This is a genomic window from Streptomyces albireticuli (genome assembly GCF_021228125.1).
GTDB lineage: Bacteria > Actinomycetota > Actinomycetes > Streptomycetales > Streptomycetaceae > Streptomyces > Streptomyces albireticuli.
On sequence record NZ_JAJQQS010000036.1, the window covers coordinates 1 to 18,795 of the forward strand.

At 73.2% G+C, this 18,795-nt stretch carries 11 protein-coding genes; 7 read left to right on the forward strand and 4 right to left on the reverse strand.

Going from position 1 to position 18,795, the window contains the following annotated elements; translation table 11 throughout:
- Window positions 1–359: 359 nt before the first annotated feature.
- Complete coding sequence (locus LUZ64_RS35440; protein WP_095582571.1) at window positions 360–908, reverse strand: MarR family winged helix-turn-helix transcriptional regulator; 549 nt, start codon at window positions 906–908, stop codon at window positions 360–362.
- 186 nt (window positions 909–1,094) lie between these two features.
- On the opposite strand from LUZ64_RS35440, the gene LUZ64_RS35445 reads away from it, so the two are divergent.
- Window positions 1,095–2,417: an MFS transporter gene (locus tag LUZ64_RS35445; RefSeq protein ID WP_232390617.1), complete on the forward strand. Its 1,323-nt coding sequence runs from the start codon at window positions 1,095–1,097 to the stop codon at window positions 2,415–2,417.
- Window positions 2,418–2,538: 121 nt separating this feature from the next.
- Here the strand turns inward: LUZ64_RS35445 and LUZ64_RS35450 are convergent, their stop codons facing one another.
- Both LUZ64_RS35450 and LUZ64_RS35455 read right to left on the reverse strand, forming a co-directional pair.
- Entirely contained in the window at window positions 2,539–4,488 is a 1,950-nt protein-coding gene (locus LUZ64_RS35450; protein ID WP_095582570.1) for an ATP-binding SpoIIE family protein phosphatase, read from the reverse strand.
- A 266-nt stretch (window positions 4,489–4,754) separates the two neighbouring features.
- Window positions 4,755–6,098 carry an NAD(P)/FAD-dependent oxidoreductase gene (locus tag LUZ64_RS35455; RefSeq protein WP_095582569.1) on the reverse strand — a complete coding sequence of 448 codons (1,344 nt, stop codon included), beginning with the start codon at window positions 6,096–6,098 and terminating at the stop codon, window positions 4,755–4,757.
- Window positions 6,099–6,499: 401 nt separating this feature from the next.
- Here LUZ64_RS35455 and LUZ64_RS35460 point away from each other — a divergent pair, with 401 nt between their 5' ends.
- Window positions 6,500–7,237 (forward strand): TetR/AcrR family transcriptional regulator, encoded by a 738-nt coding sequence (locus LUZ64_RS35460; RefSeq protein ID WP_095582568.1) that lies wholly within the window; start codon window positions 6,500–6,502, stop codon window positions 7,235–7,237.
- Between the two features lie 854 nt (window positions 7,238–8,091).
- Window positions 8,092–9,903, forward strand: coding sequence for a sigma-70 family RNA polymerase sigma factor (locus LUZ64_RS35465; RefSeq protein ID WP_269755787.1), 1,812 nt, complete (start codon window positions 8,092–8,094; stop codon window positions 9,901–9,903).
- A 162-nt stretch (window positions 9,904–10,065) separates the two neighbouring features.
- On the opposite strand, the gene LUZ64_RS35470 is transcribed toward LUZ64_RS35465, so the two are convergent.
- Window positions 10,066–12,294: an asparagine synthase-related protein gene (locus LUZ64_RS35470; protein ID WP_095579084.1), complete on the reverse strand. Its 2,229-nt coding sequence runs from the start codon at window positions 12,292–12,294 to the stop codon at window positions 10,066–10,068.
- Window positions 12,295–13,189: 895 nt separating this feature from the next.
- Between LUZ64_RS35470 and LUZ64_RS35475 the strand changes: the two genes are divergently transcribed.
- The 4 genes from LUZ64_RS35475 (at window position 13,190) to LUZ64_RS35490 (ending at window position 18,669) form a co-directional block, all read left to right on the forward strand.
- Complete coding sequence (locus LUZ64_RS35475) at window positions 13,190–14,638, forward strand: NsdA family TPR-like regulatory protein (RefSeq protein WP_087927442.1); 1,449 nt, start codon at window positions 13,190–13,192, stop codon at window positions 14,636–14,638.
- A gap of 321 nt (window positions 14,639–14,959) precedes the next feature.
- Complete coding sequence (gene lhgD / locus LUZ64_RS35480; protein ID WP_095582102.1) at window positions 14,960–16,177, forward strand: L-2-hydroxyglutarate dehydrogenase; 1,218 nt, start codon at window positions 14,960–14,962, stop codon at window positions 16,175–16,177.
- 88 nt (window positions 16,178–16,265) lie between these two features.
- A complete protein-coding gene (trmB, locus tag LUZ64_RS35485) occupies window positions 16,266–17,060 on the forward strand; it encodes a tRNA (guanosine(46)-N7)-methyltransferase TrmB (protein WP_095582100.1) in 795 nt (264 codons plus the stop codon).
- A 265-nt stretch (window positions 17,061–17,325) separates the two neighbouring features.
- On the forward strand, window positions 17,326–18,669 hold the full coding sequence (locus LUZ64_RS35490; RefSeq protein ID WP_095582101.1) for a PrsW family intramembrane metalloprotease: 1,344 nt from the start codon (window positions 17,326–17,328) through the stop codon (window positions 18,667–18,669).
- Window positions 18,670–18,795: the final 126 nt, after the last annotated feature.

An 18,795-nucleotide genomic window follows, 5' to 3' on the forward strand; every position in this document is an offset into this window, starting at 1 on the left:
TCCTTTGTACTCACCCTCTCGGGCTTTCCTCCGGGCGCTTCCCTTCGTTGTTTCCAACCTTACCAGATCCGTTTTCCGTTCCGTTTCCGGTCCGAATTCCGTTTCCGGCCCCCTGTTGGAGCGGGGTGTTTCGCGCCTTCCGGCGTGATCACTACTTTAGCGGATTTCCCCCGCGACTCCTAATCGGAGTCCGATCCGAATTCCGGACACGCCGAAATCCATCCCGTTCAAGGGCCGTGCAGTAGAGAGTGCCACCGGATGTGGCGTGAGTGGCCGCCTCCGGACCGTCAGGCCCGTCTGGCAACCCGGAGAACACTACCCATGGGTCAAATCCATGTCAACCCATGAGATGCCCGGCCTCAGTCGAGGTCGCTGAGCCTGCCGCCGGCGTCCGGCTGGGCCTCCTCCACCCGCCGCAGCAGGCGGGTGAGCATCTCGCCCAGCCGGTGCCGCTCCTCGCCCGAGAGGTCCTGGAGCAGCTCCTCCTCGAAGACCGTGGCCATCCGCATGGCCTCCAGCCACTTCGCCCGGCCCTCCTCGGTGATGCCGACGATCACCCGGACGCGGTTGTTCTCGTCGCGCTCCCGGGTGACGAGCCCCTCCGCGACCATCCGGTCGATGCGGTGGGTCATCGCCGCCGGGGTGAGCCCGAGTCGCTTGGCGAGGTCGCCGGGCCCCATGCGGTACGGGTCGCCGGCCAGGACGAGGGCCTTGAGGACCTCCCACTCGGCGTTACTCATGCCGAGCTCGGCGGTCTGCCGCCCGTAGGCGACGTTCATGCGCCGGTTGAGACGGCTGAGGGCCGAGACCACCTTCTCCACCTGCGGATCAAGGTCCTGGAACTCGCGCTGGTAGGCGGCGATCTGTTCGTCGAGGCTCGGCTCGGGCGCGCCGGATGTGTCAGCCATGGGCCGCAGTATGGCACGAGTGATTGGCGTTAAAGCCCTTTGATGTGTACTCTTTAGCTTCGAAGTTTAGAGTTGAAGTCTTCAGGCTTGGACTTTCGGCCGCTTCCTGATCTTCCTGATCCGTCTTACCGATCTCTACGGGCTCTACCGGGCTCTTCTACCTAAGGGGTGAGTGTGACCACCGCGATGGGCGCAGCACTGCGCCGGATCCAGCTGGGCAACGCGTTGAGCGCGTTCGGCAATGGCTTCACCGTTCCGTTCCTGTTCATCTATGTGTCTCAGGTACGGGACCTCGGCGCGAGCACGGCAGGCATCGTGCTCGCGACGTTCGCCGTGGCCGCGCTCGTCGTGCTGCCCTTCACCGGTCGGGTCATCGACCGGCGGGGTCCGCTGCCTGTCGCCATCGCGGGTACGGTCTCCGCCGCCGTGGGTTCGATGGGGCTGGGGCTCGCGGACAGCCAGTCCCTGGTGGTCGCCGCCGCGGCCGCGCTCGGCGCGGGTATCGCGGTGATCCAGCCCTCGCTGGCCACGATGATCGTGTGGTGTTCGACGCCGAGCACCCGTTCGCATGCCTTCGCGACGCAGTTCTTCCTCAACAACCTCGGCCTCGGTGTCGGTGGTCTGCTGGGCGGGCAGCTGGTGGACACCTCGGACCCGTCGAGCTTTGTGCGGCTCTTCGCGATCGAGTCCGTGATGTTCCTGGTCCTGGGTGCGGCCATCGCGACCGTGCGTCTGCCGAAGGCGCCCAAGGTCGAGGACGCGGTGCCGACCGACGGTGCCAAGGGCGGGTGGCGGACGCTGCTCGCGGACCGGGCCATGGTGCAGCTGTGTGTGCTGGGCTTCGTGATGTTCTTCGCCTGCTACGGCCAGTTCGAGTCGGGTCTCGCGGCCTTCGCCGTCGAGGTCACCCGGATCTCGCCGGCGACGCTCGGCATCGCCCTCGCCGCGAACACGGCGGCGATCGTGCTGGCGCAGTTCGTCGTCCTGAAGCTGGTCGAGCGCCGGCGGCGCAGCCGGGTCATCGCGCTGGTCGGTCTGATCTGGACCGTGGCGTGGGTGGCCGCGGGGGTCTCCGGGCTCGTCCCGGGGGCGCACGGTGTGGCGACCGCGCTGCTGATCTCCACGTACGCGCTCTTCGGCATCGGCGAGTCGATGCTGGCGCCGACGATGGCCCCCCTCGTGGCGGACCTGGCCCCGGCGCGGCTCGTGGGCCAGTACAACTCGGCCTTCGCCCTCGTGAAGCAGCTGGCGCTGGCCGTGGGCCCGGCGGTCGGTGGTCTGATGGCCGGTGGCGGCATGTACGTCGCGTACATCGTGATGCTGGTCGTCTGCTCGCTCGGTATCTCCGGGCTGGCGCTGCGGATGGGCCGTCGGCTCACTCCGGCGCAGGAGATCCCGCCGCGGATGTCGGCGGTGCGTGCGAAGGGCGGCGTGGTCCGCGCCGGCGGCAAGGAAGCCGAGCCGACCGGTCCGGTCGAGGGCACCGAGCGGACGAAGGTGTCCGTCTGACCCCTTGGGTCCTCGCCCCCTCTCCTTCTCCCTCTCTATAGAGGTCGCACGTATATATGTGTCATCGAACGGCTGTGGCCCGGAAACCTGGTTTCCGGGCCACAGCCGTTCGTCGTGTGTGTCATGCGTGTCCGGTCGGCAGGGCGAACTCGCACCACACCGCCTTGCCTCCACCCGGGGTGCGGCGCGATCCCCAGGAGGAGGCGATCGTGGCGATGATCGAGATGCCGCGTCCCGCCTCGTCGACCGGCTCGGCGCGGCGGCGGCGCGGGAGGTGGTCGTCGCCGTCCGTGACCTCGATGATCAGCCTGCGGTCGGTGCGGCGGAGGCGCAGCCGCATGGGCGGGGTGCCGTGCTGGAGGGAATTGGCCACCAGCTCGCTCGCGGCCAGGACCCCGAGATCGCGCAGTTCGGTCGGGAAGCGCCAGCTGACCAGGACGCCCGACGCGAAGGCGCGGGCGCGGGGCGCCGCCTCGACGCCGCCGAGGAGCTCCAGGGCGGCGTTGTGGAAGAGCTCGGCGTCGTGGCCGGTGCGGGCGGGGTGCTGTAGGACGAGGACGGCGACGTCGTCGTCGTGGTCGGCGGTGACGCCGAGAGCGCGGATGAGCCGGTCGCACATGACCTGGGGTGAGCCGGTGGCACCGGCGAAGGCGCGCTCGAGGGCTTCGACGCCCTCGTAGATGTCCTCGTGGCGCCGCTCGACCAGGCCGTCCGTGTAGAGGACGGCGCTTGATCCCGGTCCGAGGGGCACGGTGCCGGAGGTGTGGAGCCAGCCGCCGGTGCCGAGCGGGGGGCCGGTGGGTTCGGCGGCGCGGCGGACCGTGCCGTCGGGGTCGCGGACGAGGATCGGGAGGTGGCCGGCCGAGGCGTAGACGAGGCGGCCCTCGTTGGGGTCGTGGACGGCGTAGACGCAGGTGGCGATCTGGGTGGCGTCGATCTCGGAGGCGAGGCCGTCGAGGAGCTGGAGGACCTCGTGGGGCGGCAGGTCGAGGCGGGCGTAGGCCCTTACGGCGGTACGGAGCTGGCCCATGACGGCGGCGGCGCGGACTCCGCGGCCCATGACGTCGCCGATGACGAGGGCGGTGCGGCCCGCGCCGAGGGTGATGACGTCGTACCAGTCGCCGCCGACGGCGGTGTCCTTGCCGCCCGGTTGGTAGGTGGCGGCGACGCGGAGGTCGTCGGGCTGTTCGAGCTCCTGGGGGAGCAGGCTGCGCTGGAGGGTGACGGCGGCCTCGCGCTGGCGGCGCTCGCTGGCGCGCAGCCGCTCGGCGGCCTCGATCTGGTCGGTGACGTCGGCGGCGAAGACGAGGACGCCGGGCCGGTCGGCGTCCGGGGTGCCCACGGTGATCGGGGAGCAGGTGAAGGTGTAGTAGCCGTGCCGGCCGGGGCTCGCGGGTTCGGTGGCTGCCGCCGGGGTGCCGGTGGTGTGCGGGGCGCCCTGGGTGTCCGTGGCGCTGGTGTCCGTCCCGCGTCCTTCCGTGGGACCGGCTTCCGTGGCGCGGGCCTCCGTGGTGCGGGCTTCTCCGGTGCGGGCGTCCGCGGTGACGCGGCGGGACTTGACCGTACGGGGCCGGCCGCTGCGCAGGACCTGGTCCATGAGGGGGAGCAGGCCGAGCTCCGTCAGCTCGGGGAGCGCCTCGCGGGCGGGCGCGCCGGGGGCGCGGGGGCCGAAGAGGGCGGCATAGGCGTCATTGACGTAGGCGAGGCGGTGGTCGGGGCCGTAGACGACGGCGACGAGGGCCGGGACCTGGCCGAGGAGGTCGTGGACGGACAGGCCGTCGAGGGTGGGGACGGCGTCCTCGGGGCCGGGTGCGGGGCCACCGGGACCGCCGGGGGCCGAGGGGGCCGGTGGAGCGGTCTCCGCGCGGGCGGCGGGCACGGAGCCGCCCGACGGGGGCGGAGGCTGCGGTGCGGGCTCGGTCCGGTCCTTACGGCCGGGCTGGTCCTTACGGTCCTTGCGGTCCTTACGGTCTGCGCGGTCGTTACGGTCTGCGCGGTCGTTACGGTCGGTGCGCGCTGCGGCTCGGCGCTGTGTTCCGGGGAACCGGGCGCTCCAGCGGGTGAAGTTCACAGAGGATTACCTCGCGGAGTCGTTCCGGACCAGCTCGGCGACGTGTGGTGGCTGAGCCGCGCGCCCGGCGCGGGGCCGCGGTTGACGGTGCGGGGGCCGGCCCCCGGGGGAATGCTGCAAACGTCCGAATCCTCGTAATTGTCACTCTTCGCAGGGACGAGCCCACCCATGGTCACACGACCAGTGTGGCCGACCGGACTGACATCCGTCAGACGTCGACCCCCGTGGGGGAGTTCCCGGCTCCCTCTTCGGGCCCACGACCTGCGTCAACTCGCTTCAGGATGACGTCCGGTGTCCGCGGCGAGTTCGAATTCGGCGCGCGGGTTCTCCAGCGAGCCGAGGGAGACGATCTCGCGTTTGAAGAGCCCGGTGAGGGTCCACTCGGCGAGAACGCGCGCCTTACGGTTGAAGGTGGGGATCCGGCTGAGGTGGTAGGCGCGGTGCATGAACCAGGCGGGGTAGCCCTTGAGCTTCCTGCCGTAGACGTGCGCGACGCCCTTGTGGAGGCCGAGGGAGGCCACGGAGCCGACGTACTTGTGCCGGTAGTCCTTGAGCGGCCGGTCGCGCAGCGAGGCGAGGACGTTCCCCGCGAGGACCTTGGCCTGGCGTACCGCGTGCTGGGCGTTGGGGGCGCAGTACGTGCCCTTCTCCTCCGCGGTGAGGTCGGGCACGGCCGCCGCGTCGCCCGCCGCCCAGGCGTGTTCGACGCCGTCGACCGTGAGGGCGGTCGTGCACTTGAGGCGGCCCTGTCCGTTGAGCGGCAGGTCGGTCGCGGAGAGGACCGGGTGCGCCTTGACGCCGGCGGTCCAGACGAGGGTGCGGGTGGGGAAGCGGGCTCCGTCGCTGAGCACGGCCACGCGGTCGACGCAGGAGTCCAGCCGGGTGTCGAGGCGGACGTCGATGTTGCGGCCGCGGAGCTCCCGGAGGGCGTAGCGGCCCATGTCCTCGCCGACCTCGGGGAGGATGCGCCCGGATGCCTCGACGAGGATGAACCGCAGGTCGTCGGGCTCCAGATTGTGGTAGTACCGGGCCGCGTAGCGGGCCATGTCCTCCAGCTCGGCGAGGGCTTCGACACCGGCGTAGCCACCGCCGACGAAGACGAAGGTGAGCGCGGCGTCACGGACGTCCGGGTCCCGGGTGGAGGAGGCGATGTCCATCTGTTCGAGGACGTGGTTGCGGAGCCCGATGGCCTCCTCGACGGTCTTGAAGCCGATGCCGTGGTCGGCGAGGCCGGGGACCGGGAGGGTGCGCGAGATGGAGCCGGGGGCGAGGATCAGCTCGTCGTAGTGGACCTCGATGGCGCCGGTGCTGTCCTCGCGGGTGGCGAGGGTGCTGATGGTGGCGGTGCGCTTGGCGTGCTCGATGGAGGTGACCTCGCCGATGACGACCTGGCACTTGGGGAGGGTGCGGCGCAGCGGGACCACGACGTGGCGGGGGGAGATGGAGCCGGCCGCGGCCTCGGGGAGGAAGGGCTGGTAGGTCATGTACGGCTCGGGGTCGATCACGATGATGTGCGCTTCGCCCCGCTTCACCTTCCGCTGGAGGCGGAGGGCGGTGTACATCCCGACGTAGCCGCCGCCGACGATCAGAATGCGCGCCGGTTCCTTCACCAAGGCCCTCCTCGCGATGTCGCCCGGCCCGAGGGGTGTCAGGCCGGGGTGCCGGGTCGCCCCGGCGAGCACAGCTCCCTCCCATGACGCACCCCCGGCGACGGTTTGTCCACAGGCCCTGCGAAATGTATGACCGGTCATGGAGGTGATCCCTCCGCGGTCGGGGTCCTGGGGTGGGAGACAGGCACGCAGGTCAGGGTGGCTGTGGTGGGGTTGTGAGGTGGTGCGGAAGCAGGTCGGGAGGGGGCCGTACTCCAATCGGGGATGGCCTGTGCGGAACTACCTCTTCTTTCTTGACCTGGGCTCAACTATGTTCGTACTCCGTCGGGGTGTCAGAGACGTGCCCCGGCAGTCAGGGCGGGGAGTCTCCGGGGGGAGACGTCATAACCGGGGGAACACATATGCATATTCAGGGCTCTCATTGGTCGACCGCTGTCGCGTCCGCTGACGCAGGCGGTGGCCGGAGCACTCCGCTGCGCGTGGACGCGCAGCGGAATCTCGAGCATGTACTGCGCGCGGCTCGCGAGGTCTTCGGCGAGCTGGGGTACGGGGCGCCGATGGAGGACGTGGCGCGCCGGGCCCGCGTGGGGGTGGGGACGGTCTACCGCCGCTTCCCCAGCAAGGACGTGCTGGTGCGGCGGATAGCCGAGGAGGAGACGGCTCGGCTGACCGAGCAGGCCCGTACGGCGCTGGGCCAGGAGGACGAGCCGTGGTCGGCTCTCTCCCGGTTCCTCCGCACGTCGGTGGCCTCGGGCGCGGGGCGGCTGCTGCCGCCGCAGGTGCTGCGGGTCGGCGTCGACGTGGAGGCCGAGGAGCGGGTGGAGCCGAGGGTGCCGCAGCAGCGGCAGCCGGGCGCCACCGGTGGTCAGCTGCACGAGCTGCGGCTCGTCGAGCAGCGGCCGGCCCCGGTCGACGAGCGGGACGACTCGGGTGCGGCGGCTCTGCTGGAGGTCGTCGGCCGTCTGGTGGACCGGGCACGGGCGGCGGGTCAGCTGCGTCCGGACGTCACGGTCGCCGATGTCCTGCTGGTGATAGCGACGGCCGCGCCGTCGCTGCCGGACGCGGTGCAGCAGGCGGCGGCGTCCTCGCGCCTGCTGGACATCCTGCTGGAGGGGCTGCGGTCGCGGCCGTCGGAGTAGGGGCGGGCGAGGTCGCGGGTAAGCCGTGAGTAAGCCGCGGTGCGGGCCGTGCGAGCGGTCCGTGCCGCGGGTGCCTCCTCGGCGATCTGTCGGGGGCGCTCTGCCGGGTGCTCTTCGGGTGGTCCGTCAGATGGCCTGTCAGATGGTCCGTGAAGGCGGGTTACGGGGCGCGTTCGACTAATCCTTCCCCTTTTGGGTGATCTCTAGTACTCCTGGTGCGCCAGGACACCACGGATGAGTGGTTGCGGCTCGTGCTGCCCTCGTGACGGCCGACGCTGTGCCAGGCTTCCGGATGTCCAAATGTGCTGGTGTGTACAGGGGCCTCCGCTATGGATGTTGACGGGCCGGAAGAACCGCGCGGGAACGATGAGGAAGGCGAGCCACCGCTCCCCCGTCACCTTCCCGTGCACGACGGCCTGTCCCTTCCCACTCCCTTCGTGCCGGATCTTGCCGCGCGCGGCATCGACGCGAGCGTGCCCCGGCAGCGCCAGGGCAGGCATCGCGGCGGCCCCGGCACGGAAGCCGGCGCGGGGACGGCAGCGGGGGCGGGGACCGGAGCGAGCGGTACGGCTGACGCCGGTGCGGCCGGTGGTTCCGGCCCCGGCCCGTCCGGCCCCGGCTCGTCCGACTACAGATCGGCCGACTACAGATCAGCCGGTGGCAGATCGACGGACGACAGGGCGACGGACGACAGAACCAACAGATTCACCGGCGCGTCCGCCGATGCGTCCTCCGGCACCCTTCCCGGTGCCTTTTCCGGTGCCCTTTCCAAGGCGGCGGGGGATTCCGGCGCGCATTCCGGTGCGGGTGGCGAAGCCGACGTACCGCCGTCCGACCTCGAGCTCGTCTCGCGGATGCGGGGCGGCGAGAGCCTGGCGTACGAGGAGCTGTACCGGCGGCACGCCTCGGCGGTCCGCCGGTACGCCCGTAGCTGCTGCCGTGACGACCACACCGCGGAGGACCTGACCAACGAGGTCTTCGCCCGGACCTTGCAGGCGGTGCGGAGCGGCGCGGGACCGGATTCGTCGGTGCGCGCGTATCTGCTCACCACCGTCCGGCGGGTAGCGGCGGCCTGGGGGAAGACCGCCAAGCGGGAGCAGCTCGTCGAGGACTTCGCGGTCTTCGCGGCCTCGGCGGCGGGCGCCTCCACCGCGCCGGACGACGACACCCTCGACCTGGCCGCCGACGTGCTGGCCATGCGGGAGGCCGAGCACTCGCTGGCCGTGCGGGCGTTCCGCAGCCTGCCCGAGCGCTGGCAGACGGTGCTGTGGCACACCACCGTCGAGGAGGGCTCCCCCAGCGAGGTAGCGCCGCTGCTGGGGCTGACCGCCAACGCCACGGCGGTGCTCGCGCACCGGGCGCGCGAGGGCCTGAAGCAGGCGTACCTCCAGGCGCATGTGAGCACCTCGCTGACGGCGGGCGGCAACTGCGCGCGCTACGCGGACCGACTGGGCGCGTTCGCCCGGGGCGGGCTGCGGGTGCGGGCCGAGCGCGGTCTGCGCAAGCACCTGGAGGGCTGCGCGCGCTGTCGTACGGCGGCGCTGGAGGTCGCGGACGTCAATGAGCGGCTGCGTGTGCTGCTGCCGGTGGCGGTCATCGGATGGTTCGCCACCGATTTCTCCGTCAAGACGGTGGCGGGACTGGCCACGGGTGCGGCAGGGGCCGGTACGGCCGTGGGGGCGGGTGCGGCGGCGGCCGCGGGCGGGGTGGCAGGGGGTGCCGGGGCAGCCGGTTCCGGAAGTGCCGGAGGCACGGGGGCGGGCGGCGCCGGTGCGGGCGGTTCGGGTGCGGGCGGTTCGGGAAGTGCGGCGGCCGGCGAGGGCCTGGGGGCGCCCGCGAAGATCGGTATCGCGGCGGGGGCGGTGGTCGCCGCCGGGGCCGTGGCCGCGTACGCCCTGATCGGCAGCTCGCCCGCGCCGCCGAAGAAGCCGCAGGCCAAGGCCACCGCTGCGCCTGTCGTTCCCGCCCCGCCCCGGAAGCCCTCACCTACGCCCTCGCCGACGCCCTCCCCGGCCCTTTCGCCCCGCCCGACGCCGACCCCCAGCCGCAGCCCAAGCCCGACGCCGACGCCGTCCGTGAGCAGCAAGCCGCCGGAACCTCGTCACGCGGCCGCGCCGAAGCCGCGCCCCACGCCGACGCCGGCCGCACCCCTTCCCCCGGCGCCCAGCCCGAAGCCCACGCCGCCCCGGCCGCCGACGCCCAAGCCGCCCCCGAAGCCCGCCCCGCCGCCCGCCACCGTCCACCCGCTCAACGAGCTGGACTACGCGGGCGTCGGCGACGGCACCGCCCCCGAGATCCGGCCGGGCGTCAGCAGCTGGCTGTGGCAGCGGTACGGCCTGCGGATCGGCGGCGTGATGTACCGCGACGGCGTGAGCGTGAACGCCATGTCGTCCGTGACCGTCGATCTCAACCGCTCCTGCACGTCCTACGACGCCCTGGTGGGCGTGGACGACATGACGTTCGGGTTCGGCTCGGCCCGGTTCTCCGTCTACGGCGACGACACGCGGTTGTGGCGTTCGGGGGTCGTACGGGGCGGCGAGGCGGCGGTTCCCGTCCATGTGCCGCTGAAGGGGCAGCGGACGATCCGGCTGGTCGTCGAGCCCGGTTCCGCCTGGGACACGGTGACGGTCGCCGACTGGGCGGCGGCCCGGATCAGCTGCGGCTGAGGTGGCCGCCCGAGCGGCGGCGCCTGCCGCCCCGGGCCTTCTCCTGCCTTCCCGCGCCTCGGACGTCACGGGTCTTGCCCTGATCCTCCCCCGCTCCCTGGCATCACAGGCTGCTCTCGCTTCCCTCCCTATGCCCGGGCCTCAGAACTCCGGCCTCCGTCCTCACAGACCCGGCCCCGGCCCCACGCCGCCCGCCACCGCCCGCTGCCGGGGCGCCGCCGCGCCCGTCCAGCACGTGCCGCGCCGCGCGAGCAGCCGCCGTAGCCACACCTCGGTGGAGACCAGCTCCGCCAGGCCGTCCAGGGGCAGGGCCCGGCCGTCCGCCGCCGCGTTCAGGGCGGCCCGTACGACTCGGGCGTCGACGAGCCCCGCGTCGGCCAGCAGTGGCGCGTCGAAGAGCTCCAGCAGCGGCTTCACGGAGGCTCTGATGCCCGCCCGTACGGCCGCGGCGTGGGCGGCGTGCGACGTGGCGCCCCAGCCGGGCGGCAGTTCACGGACCCCGGCCCCCGCGAGGACCGCGCGCAGGACGGAAGCGCGCGCCCCCGGCTGTACCCGGAGCGCCTCGGGGAGGGCGCGGCAGGCCCGTACGACCTGGTTGTCGAGGAAGGGGGCGTGCAGGCGCTGGCTGCGGACCTCGGCGGCCTGTTCGAAGACCCGGTGGTCGGCCGCGTGCCGGGCGAGCGCGGCGGCGGCCCGGCGCTCGCCGGGGCGCTGGAGGAGTCCTGAGGGCCGTACGGCGGCGGCGTGGAGGCGAACCGATACTTCGGCGAGTGCCTCTCCCGTGAGCCACCGCGCCGCCGGGCCCGGCCGGCACCAGGTGAGGGCGGCGAGCGAGGCGTCCACGGCGCCGCCCGGCACCACAGCCCCCGGGGGCGGCCCCGCTCCGAGGCCGGCCGCCGGGGCGGTGGGCCCCGGCGGGCCCGGTGCCTCCTCCTCCGCGACGACCGGGAAGCCGGGCGCCAGCAGCTGGCCCGCCACCTTCTCCAGCCCTTCCCGGTAGGACGTACGGGCCAGCCGCCGCGCCGCGCGGTAGACGGTGAACGGCACGAAGAGGGACTGTGCCGTGGGCCCCTCGGCACGGGCCAGAGCCGAGACGGGCCGCAGCAGGTGGCGTCTGCGGCGGTCCATCAGCAGATCGGCGAGGCGCGCCGGGTGGGCGTCGAGCACCTGGCGCGCCCCGTGCCCGACGAGGTGGTCGGCGCTGCCCGCGGCCAGGCGTCTGCGGTGGCGTTCGGCGGTGACGAGGGAGGGGCCGGGCTCGTCGGTCAGGGGCCCGCTCGCGAGGTCGGCGTACGGGAGGGCCTCTTCGCCGGCCGCGACGACGACGTGGTGCAGGCGGGGGTTGGCGGCCAGAGCGCGGGCCCGTTCCAGCTCGGCCTCCCGCACGCGGCCGCCGTCGGCCGCGAGGTCGTTGAAGGTGACGGCGAGGAGGCGTTCGCCGGCGCCGCTGCCGTGGCCGAGCGGGGTGCCGGGCAGGCCCGGCAGGCCGGCCGCGAGCAGTGCCAGGGTGGCGGAGGCGCTGCCTCCGGAGAGGTCGGCGCCGATGCCGGGGGCGGGGGCGGCGCCGCCGCGCGCCGCGCGCCGCTGGGCGGGGCCCATGCCCGGGACGGGACCGGGGTCGAGGCCCTCGAAGCCCGCCGGTTCCGGGGCGTGACGGGGGGCGGCGAGCCGGGTCCGTACGGCCTCGACGAGGGCGTCCCGTATGCCTTCGACCGCCTTGTCGGGCGCGAGCTGGGGGCCCGCGACGGCGAGGGAGGCGGTCGGCTCGTACCCGGTGATGTCACGGGCGCCGTCGCGCAGCACCAGCGCGTGGCCGGGCGGTACGCGCCGTACGCCCAGGTAGGGCGTGCCGTCGCTCAGGGCCTCCGGGGAGTCGGGACAGGCGAGCAGGGCGGCGAGGTGGCCGACGTCGAGCTGCGCCTCGATGAGGTCGGCGAGGGGCAGGGCGGCCGTGGCGTAGGCGGTGCCGCCGGCCCATGCCGTGTGGAAGACGGGGCGGGCGCCGGCGAGGTCGCCCGCGACCGTGACGCGCCGGCCCACCTGGGCGACCGCGGTGTAGCCGCCGGGCCAGGCGGTGAGGTGCCGGAGCGCGCCGCCGCGCGCGGCGATCAGTCCGACCCGCAGTTCCTCGTCGCTGGCGCCGCAGCGGCCGAGGACGGCGAGGCGGGTGACGGCGTCGGCCTGGACGACGCGGACCTCGTCGGGCCGCCAGTCGCCGACGGCCCACAGCGGCGCCGGGTCGCCCCAGAGGAGCTGGGCACCGACAGGGTGCACGGTGGGGCCGTCGAGGCCGGCCGAGGTGCCGAGGTGGTCCGGGCCGTCGCCGTAAGGCGGCGCGGCTCGGGGTCCGGTCCCTGAGGCGGTGCTGCTCCACCCCACCAACCAGCGCATCGCCGCCTCCACAGGCTGTGGACAACCAACAGGTGCAGTCATCATGCACAGTGGAGCGGCGTTTGCGACGGCGAAAGCGGCGACACTTCGGTTTCACTTTCCCCTCAACTCACCTGATAGCGGGGTGAGGTGACACCGACGGCGCCACCGCCTCACACGCCTCCGCCCCGCACTCGCCCTCCCGCCTGGGTCGAACCACGGTGCCCCGTAAGGCGGTTGTGACTTGCCGGTCGGCCGCGCCCACTGCACGGGACATGCTGTCACGAGTGGGACCGCGGGTGCCCGAGGTGTGCGGGCGCGTCGCGGCATCGACGAGCGGGCGGGCGGATGGAGCGACCGAACGGACAGACAGGCGGGCGGACGGGCGGACAGACAGGCGGACGGCCGAACGGGCGGACAAGCCGGCGGACAACCTGGCGGGCGGCCGGCTGAGCGGTAGGACATCTTCCGGGCTTCCCCTGCGGCGAGTTCAGGCCAAACTCGGGAGAGGGAGATGGCCGGGGGCGCACTCGCGGGACGCTTCTTTCCGCCTCGCCCGAAGTGTGGCGGTACGGGCCCGGTGCGCGAAGGTCCGGGAGACGGAAGACCGCCTCCCGGACCACTCCGCCGCCCGCGGGGAATGAGGCGGCGGCTCCCCCGGCCCACTGGATCCAGTACAGCGGGCCAACCCACGCGCCTTCCATGGAACCGCGCTTCTTATGGCGTGGACAGAGCGCACGATGGGCGCACAGCCACACACAACCGGAGCACGTGCCCCTCCGTGCACGTCCGCGCGGACCAGAATCTCGCCATCCGGGACAACACCTCTTAACGGTCGGGATCCGGGGAACTACGCTGGGTTTACGAATGCCCCGCGCCTATGCCGGGCGGGCGTCGCCGTTGTCGAGGGGTGCGCATGTCCAGGGAGCCACGCGGGCCGAACGAGAAGCTCGGCACCGTCCTCGTCCTCGCCGGGATCAGCAACGCCGGTCTCGCGCGCAGGGTCAACGACCTCGGTGCGCAGCGGGGATTGACGCTTCGGTACGACAAGACGTCGGTGGCCCGCTGGGTCTCCAAGGGCATGGTGCCCCAGGGCGCGGCCCCCCATCTGATCGCCGCGGCCATCGCGAGCAAGCTCGGCCGGCCGGTGCCGCTGCACGAGATCGGTCTCGCGGACGCGGACCCGGCGCCCGAGGTGGGGCTCGCCTTCCCGCGCGATGTCGGCCAGGCGGTGCGGTCCGCCACGGAGTTGTACAGGCTGGATCTCGCCGGTCGCCGCGGCGGCGGGGGCATCTGGCAGAGCCTGGCCGGATCCTTCTCCGTCAGCGCCTACGCGACGCCCGCCTCCCGCTGGCTGATAACCCCGGCCGACAGCTCGGTCGCCCGCGAGGCCCATCAGGTGGCCAAGGAGGCCGAGGTCGGCGGCGGTTCGGAGGGCGGGGCTCCGCAGCGGGTGGGCCACAGTGACGTGACGAAGCTGCGGGAGGCGGCGGAGGACGCCCGGCGGTGGGACTCCAAGTACGGGGGCGGTGACTGGCGTTCGTCGATGGTCCCCGAGTGCCTGCGGGTCGACGCGGCGCCGCTGCTCCTCGGCTCGTACAGCGACGAGGTGGGCCGGGCGCTGTTCGGCGCGACCGCGGAGCTGACCCGGCTCGCCGGCTGGATGGCCTTCGACACCGGCCAGCAGGAGGCGGCCCAGCGCTACTACATCCAGGCGCTGCGGCTGGCCCGCGCGGCGGCCGACGTGCCGCTGGGCGGCTATGTGCTGGCCTCGATGAGCCTCCAGGCCACCTACCGCGGCTTCGCCGACGAGGGCGTCGACCTGGCGCAGGCCGCCCTGGAGCGCAACCGCGGCCTGGCGACGGCCCGCACGATGAGCTTCTTCCGGCTGGTCGAGGCGCGGGCCCAGGCCAAGGCGGGCGACGCGCCGGCCTGCGGTACAGCGCTGAAGGCGGCCGAGGGCTGGCTGGAGCGCGCGCGGGCGGGCGACCCGGACCCGTCCTGGCTGGACTTCTACAGCCAGGAGCGGTTCGCGGCCGACGCCGCCGAGTGCTACCGCGACCTGCGCATGCCGAGGCAGGTGCAGCGCTTCACCGAGCAGGCGCTGGCCCGGCCGACGGAGGAGTTCGTCCGCTCGCACGGGCTGCGGCTGGTGGTGTCCGCGGTGGCCGAGCTGGAGTCGGGCAATCTGGACGCGGCGTGCGCGGCCGGGACGCGGGCGGTGGAGGTCGCGGGGCGGATCTCGTCGGCGCGCACGACGGAGTACGTCCGGGATCTGCTGCACAGGCTGGAGCCGTACGGGGACGAGCCGCGCGTGGTGGAGCTGAGGGAGCGGGCGCGGCCGTTGCTGGTGTCGTTGGGGTGAAGGGCGCGCCCTTCGATGTCTTTCCGTCGCGGTCTCCTCCTCCTGCCCTCCTTCCCTTGCCTTCCTTCCCTGTCCTCCTTCCCTGCCCTCCTTCTCTTGCCCTCCTTCCTCCCCGCTTCCGGGACCGCCCCCGCTCGCCTCCGGCGCCGTCCCGCCCCGCCCCACCCCGCCCCCTGTGTGATCTTTTCGGCCGGATCCCGGGCCTGACCTGGGTTTCGGGCCGTTGTCAGTGGCGCAGGTCATCATGGGGACGGTGGGTGAGGCGCCGGGGGCGCCGGGTGCCGGTCGCGGAGGTCCGGCCGGTGCGGGGAGGTGACGGTGGTGAGGGCGTACGACTGCGACGTACTGGTGGTCGGGGGCGGGATCGTGGGCCTCTCGACGGCGTACGCGATCACGCGCGCCGCTCCGGGTACGCGCGTCGTCGTCCTGGAGAAGGAGTCCGGCCCCGCGCGGCACCAGACCGGCCGGAACAGCGGAGTGATCCACAGCGGGATCTACTACCGCCCGGGATCGCTCAAGGCGCGGTTCGCGGTGCGTGGCGCGGCGGAGATGGTGAAGTTCTGCGCCGAGCACGACCTGCCGCACGAGGTCACCGGCAAGCTGATCGTCGCCACGGACCGCACGGAGCTGCCCCGCCTGCACGCCCTGGTGCAGCGGGGCCGGGAGAACGGCATCCCGGTGCGGGAGCTGGGGCCCGCCCAGATGGCGGAGCACGAGCCGCATGTCCGCGGGCTGGGCGCGATCCATGTGGGCACGACGGGGGTGTGCGACTTCGGCGCGGTGGCCGGCCGGCTGGCCGGCCTCGCGCGGGACGCGGGGGCGTCGGTGCGGTACGGCGCGGAGGTGCGGGTGATCAGCCGGCGGGAGTCGGGGGTCGCGGTGCGCACGGCCGCGGGCGAGGTGCTGCGCGGCCGGACCCTGGTCAATTGCGCGGGGCTGCACAGCGACGCCGTGGCGCGGCTGGCGGGGGACGACCCCGGCATGCGGATCATTCCGTTCCGGGGGGAGTACTTCGCGCTGGACCCGTCCCGCGCCGAGCTGGTGCGCGGTCTGGTCTACCCGGTGCCGGACCCGGCGTTCCCGTTCCTGGGCGTCCATCTCACCCGGGGTGTCGACGGCACGGTCCACCTGGGGCCGAACGCGGTGCCGGCGCTCGCGCGCGAGGGGTACACCCGGGGGACCGTACGACCGGGTGAGCTGGCGGGGGCGGTCGGCTGGCCGGGGTCGTGGCGGATGGCCCGGCGGCATTGGCGGTACGGCGCGGGCGAGGTGCGGCGGTCGCTGTCGAAGGCGGCCTTCACGGAGGAGGTGCGGCGGCTGCTGCCGGAGGTGTCGGCGGACGACCTGATACCGGCGCCCGCCGGGGTGCGGGCGCAGGCGGTGCTGCGGGACGGCACGCTGGTGGACGACTTCCTGTTCGCCGAGTCCCCGCGCGTGGTCCATGTGCTGAACGCCCCGTCCCCGGCGGCGACGGCTTCGCTGCCGATCGGGCGGGAGGTCGCGCGGAGGGCACTGGCGGGACTGGCCGCGTTGGGCTGAGGGCGCCGCGCGGGTGCGGTGCCCGAGTGAGCGCGGTCACGCGCGAGCCCGGTCCGGGGCGCCGGCACGCCCGTAGAATTGGAGCACTGTGCCCGAGAACAATGCCCCCACCCCAGACAGCAGCGTGCCGGCGTCCGACGCCCGCAGGCGTGAGCCGATGTTCCCCGACGGACCGGCTCCGGATCCGGCGGGTTCGCACCACGAGCGCCGCATCCGTTCGTTCCAGCCGCGCCGCAGCCGCGTGACCACCGGCCAGGGCGAGTCCCTGCGCCGCCTGTGGCCGAAGTGGGGCCTGGACATCGACGGCCTGAGCCGCCTGGACCTCGGGGAGCTGTTCGACGACCCGAAGCTGCCCGTCGTGCTGGAGATCGGCTTCGGCATGGGCGAGGCGACGGCCCAGATGGCCGCCGCCGACCCCGGCACGGGCATCCTGGCCTGCGATGTGCACACCCCGGGCCAGGGCAATCTGCTCGGCCTCGCCGAGCGGAACGGCCTGACGAACGTCCGGGTCGCCAACGGCGACGCGATCATCCTGCTGCGCGAGATGCTCGCCCCGGACTCCCTCGCGGGCATCCGGGTCTATTTCCCGGACCCGTGGCCGAAGAAGCGGCACCACAAGCGCCGGCTGATCCAGCCGGAGTTCCTGGCACTGGCGGCGACGCGCCTCGCGCCGGGCGGGCTGCTGCACTGCGCGACGGACTGGGAGCCGTACGCCGAGCAGATGCTGGAGGTGCTCTCGGCGGCACCGGACTTCGAGAACACCCAGCCCGACGGCGGCTTCGCACCGCGCCCGGACTTCCGCCCGCTGACGCGGTTCGAGGGACAGGGGCTGGACAAGGGGCATGTGGTGCACGACGTGATGTTCACGCGCAGGGAGCGCTAGGCGGGACGTCGCGGGGACGGGGCTGGGGCCGCGAGGGCCTGCGGCGGGAACTCCAGCGAGGCCCGCGACGAGGCCCGCGGTGGGCGACGATGCCTGCGGCGGGAACTCCGGCGAGGGCCGCGGTGGGGATCTCCGGCGAGGACCACGGCAGGGAATTCCGACGAGGACCATGGCAGGGAATCCCGGCAACGCCCACGGTGGGACGGATGTCTCACGGGCGGAAAACCGTCCCCTCCCCCACAGGGCCCTTCGTTAGTGTCGTCGGGTGCATGAGTCCCCACCCCACCACCAGCCGATAGCCGGGCCGGCGCCCGCCCACGGACAGCAGCCGAGCTTTCCCGCACTGCCCGCGCCGGCGGGCTGGCGCTACAAGCCGCGCCGGGCCCTGTGGGACAACAAGGCGGTGCGCGCGGGCGGGCTGATCCTGCTGCTCGCGCTCTGCGGTCTGGTCATCCTGGCGCTGGTGCGTGAGCAGACGGGCACCGAGGGCTTCCTGGTGGGCCTGGGGCTCGCGGTGCTGCCGGTGCCGCTGCTGGTGGCGGCGTTCCGCTGGATGGACCGGGTCGAGCCCAAGCCCTGGCGGAACCTGATCTTCGCGTTCGCGTGGGGGGCGTGCGCGGCGACCCTGCTGGCGATTCTGGCCAACGGTTACGCCACGAAGTGGCTGCTGAGCACGGTCGACGCGGCCCAGCGGGCGGACGCGAACACGTGGGGCGCGACGTTCGTCGCGCCGGTGGTGGAGGAGAGCGCCAAGGCCGCGGCGGTGCTGCTGCTGTTCCTGTACCGGCGCCGGGACTTCAACGGGATCGTCGACGGCGTGGTGATCGCCGGGATCACGGCGACGGGCTTCGCCTTCACGGAGAACATCCTCTACCTGGGCAACGCGTTCGCCAACGACCAGAGCTTCGGTTACTCGGGGCTGCGCTCGACGACGGCGGCGACGTTCTTCATCCGCGTCCTGATGTCCCCGTTCGCGCACCCGCTCTTCACGTCGATGACGGGCCTGGGCTTCGGCATCGCCGCGACCCTGGCCCCGCACCGACGCGTGCGCCGGTTCCTCGTCCCGCTGGCGGCCCTGCTGACGGCGATGGTCCTGCACGCGGTGTGGAACGGCTCGGCGAGCCTGCCGGCGATCGGCTTCCTGGCGGTCTACAGCCTGTTCATGGTCCCGGTCTTCGGCGCCCTGACCTGGCTGACGATCTGGTCCCGCCAGAACGAGCTGCGCACCGTACGGGCCCACCTGCCCGCGTACCAGGCGGCCGGCTGGCTCACCCCGCCCGAGCCGATCGCCCTGTCCTCGATGCGCGCCCGCAGCCTGGCCCGCGACCTGGCCCGCCGCACCGGCGGCCCGACGGCCGCCCGCGCGGTGGCCGAGTACATCTCCTTCGCGACGTCCCTGGCCTTCCTCCGCCAACGCGCCCACAACGGCACGGCGGGCCCCGACTTCACGTCCCGCGAGCAGGAACTCCTGCACCACCTGTGGCAGCGCAAGCACGTGGCGCAGCCGGCGCTGGCCCATGCGGCGGGTGCGGTGCCGCGGCCGTTTGTGCCGACCCAACAGCCTTGGCCGAGTCACCAGCCTTGGGGTCCCCCAAGACGGCACCACTAAGTGAACCGTTCCGACTTTCCTGCCGGTGGTTTGTTGGCCGGTGATCAGCCGGCTACTGGTTCTGTGTCAGCGTAGTGTGCTGCTTCGTACTCGGTGGGACTGGTCATGCCCAGACTTGAGTGCAGT